This is a genomic window from Streptomyces sp. T39 (assembly GCF_008042045.1).
Classification (GTDB): Bacteria; Actinomycetota; Actinomycetes; order Streptomycetales; family Streptomycetaceae; genus Streptomyces.
Map to the genome: position 1 here is coordinate 1 of NZ_RDBP01000195.1, position 2,278 is coordinate 2,278.

Here is a 2,278-nt window from a genome sequence, read left to right on the forward strand (position 1 = left end):
GGTGGGTACGGCTGGGGTCTGGTCTTCTTCGGGAGGTCGGGCCCCTTTGTCGTGCCCGGGATGAGTTCACTACCGTCTAACACATTGCGTACGCCATGGGTTAGCGGGTATGCTGGCAGGGCCGCCAACACCCCACCACCCCGCGAGGCCCACATGACCGCCACCCGCGAACTCCGCCTCCTCGACCCGAACGGCTACACCGTCAACGTCGTCACCGTCACACCCGGCACCGAAGACGACGTCCGCGACACCCTCCTCACCATCACCGCTGTCGCACACGCCGCCCAGTGGACCGAATACGACGCCCGCGACTACACCGTCACCCCGCCCAAGGCTGCCTAGGAGACCACGATGCTGAACCCGATGACCCCGTGGACGCCCGGCATGAACGTCCGCTACCACGGCAGCCTGACCAGCCTCCACGGCACCTACCAGGCACACCCGTGCACGTGCCTCCGCTGCAACGACCCCATCCTCGGGACCGTTCGCTACGCGCTTGTCGACGAGCAGGGCACGACCGTGGCCACGTGCGTCCGTGCCGGGTCGCTGTCGCTGCCCGAGGCCGTGGCCGCCAGCTCGGCCGGCTGACGGCTCTTCAGGCTGCCGCTCCCGTACCCCCGCGGTAGAGCGGCCCGGCGCAGCACCCCCACCCCAAGGGGGTGCTGCGCACCCACCACCACGCCTCGCCCCAGGCGCCCACCCCAAGCCCTAGGAGGGGCACATGACCACCCCGACCCTGCGCATCCTGAGCCTCGGCGCCGGCGTGCAGTCCACGACCCTGTTCCTGCTCATCCAGGAAGGCCGTATCCCGAAGCCGGACGTGGCGATCTTCGCCGACACCGGCTGGGAACCCGCGGACGTGTACGCGCACCTCGACCGTATCGAGCGAGAGATCGCCCAGCCGATGGGCATTCCGATCCTGCGCGTCACCTCCGGCAACATCCGCGACGACGCCCTCGATCCGGACCACCGATTCGTGTCCATGCCCACATTCACGATCGGCCCGTGCCAGACCTGCATCCCCCGAGGACACCTCGGCATCGTCTACGACCTCCCGCTCCCGGACGATGACGGCGACGGGCCCGCTACATACACCGGCACCTGCCTGAAGTGCCGCGGCACCGGCATTCAGCACGGAATGGGCCGGCGCCAGTGCACCAAGGAGTACAAGCTCGTCTGCATCAAGAAGGGCGTCCGGCAGGTCCTCGGCTACCCGCACCCCGTGCAGGTGCCGCGCGGCGTGTACGCCGAACAACTGGTCGGCATCTCCCGGGACGAGTTCGAGCGCGCCAAGGACACCGGACTCCAGTACCTGCGCTCCACGTTCCCGCTCCTGTACCTCGACGGGGCAGCCGACGGACGGGAGGGCTGGACCCGAGCCGACTGCCGCCGCTACCTGACTGCCCGCGGCTGGGGCTCCACGCCGCGGTCCGCATGCATCGGCTGCCCCTTCCGCAGTAACCGGGAATGGCGCCAGATGCGTGACACCCGGCCGACGGAGTGGGCAGACGCTGTCGACTTCGACCGCAGGCTCCGTGCGATGCCACGCGCCGACGGATTGCAGGAGTTCCTCCACGCATCCCGGGTCCCGCTCGACCAGGCGCCGATCGACCGGGTGTCCCACATCGAGTGGAAGGGCCGCCAGACCACGGTCTTTGACCAGATCGCCGACGCCGAAGCGGAGGAGACGACTGGGGGCTGCGGCCCGTGGTCCTGCCGTTCCGGAGAGCCCGTAGCCCCCGCCGCCTGACCCGCCCCGACCACCAGAAGGAGAAGCCGATGACCGAGCGCTTCCGCACTCGCCCCTTCGAGATCGAAGCCATCCAGTGGACCGGCGACAACATCGTCGCCGTCCTGCACTTCATCGACGCAGGGTCCAGCACCAACATCGTCAACATCAACTGCCCCGCTGACCGGTCGAAGGGATGGATCGACATCCCCGGTGAGAGCGGGACCACCCGAACGGCCGTCGGCGACTGGATCACACGCGGCTCGGACGGCCGCCTCGGCTCATGCAAGGCGGACCTCTTCGACGCCACGTTCGAGCCCGCCTCCCCGTGACCACGCGCAAGGGCCGCCCCGGGGAGTGCAGATCCCCGGGCCGGCCCGCCACGCAGCATCCCACACCCCCGCGGCCGTTCGGGTGGTCCCGCTCTCACCGGGGATGTCGATCCATCCCTTCGACCGGTCAGCGGGGCAGTTGATGTTGACGATGTTGGTGCTGGACCCTGCGTCGATGAAGTGCAGGACGGCGACGATGTTGTCGCCGGTCCACTGG

4 protein-coding genes are annotated in these 2,278 nt (G+C 69.1%); all 4 read left to right on the forward strand.

Annotation, left to right across the window (positions count from 1 at the left end; all coding sequences use genetic code 11):
• Positions 1–153 precede the first annotated feature (153 nt).
• The 4 genes from EAO77_RS36810 to EAO77_RS36825 all read left to right on the forward strand — a co-directional run bounded on the left by EAO77_RS36810 (position 154) and on the right by EAO77_RS36825 (position 2,061).
• On the forward strand, positions 154–342 hold the full coding sequence (locus EAO77_RS36810) for a hypothetical protein (RefSeq protein WP_147992623.1): 189 nt from the start codon (positions 154–156) through the stop codon (positions 340–342).
• A 9-nt stretch (positions 343–351) separates the two neighbouring features.
• Entirely contained in the window at positions 352–588 is a 237-nt protein-coding gene (locus EAO77_RS36815; RefSeq protein ID WP_147992624.1) for a hypothetical protein, read from the forward strand.
• A 133-nt stretch (positions 589–721) separates the two neighbouring features.
• On the forward strand, positions 722–1,750 hold the full coding sequence (locus EAO77_RS40845; RefSeq protein WP_147992625.1) for a hypothetical protein: 1,029 nt from the start codon (positions 722–724) through the stop codon (positions 1,748–1,750).
• A 29-nt stretch (positions 1,751–1,779) separates the two neighbouring features.
• Entirely contained in the window at positions 1,780–2,061 is a 282-nt protein-coding gene (locus tag EAO77_RS36825) for a hypothetical protein (protein ID WP_147992626.1), read from the forward strand.
• The last annotated feature ends 217 nt before the right edge of the window (positions 2,062–2,278 follow it).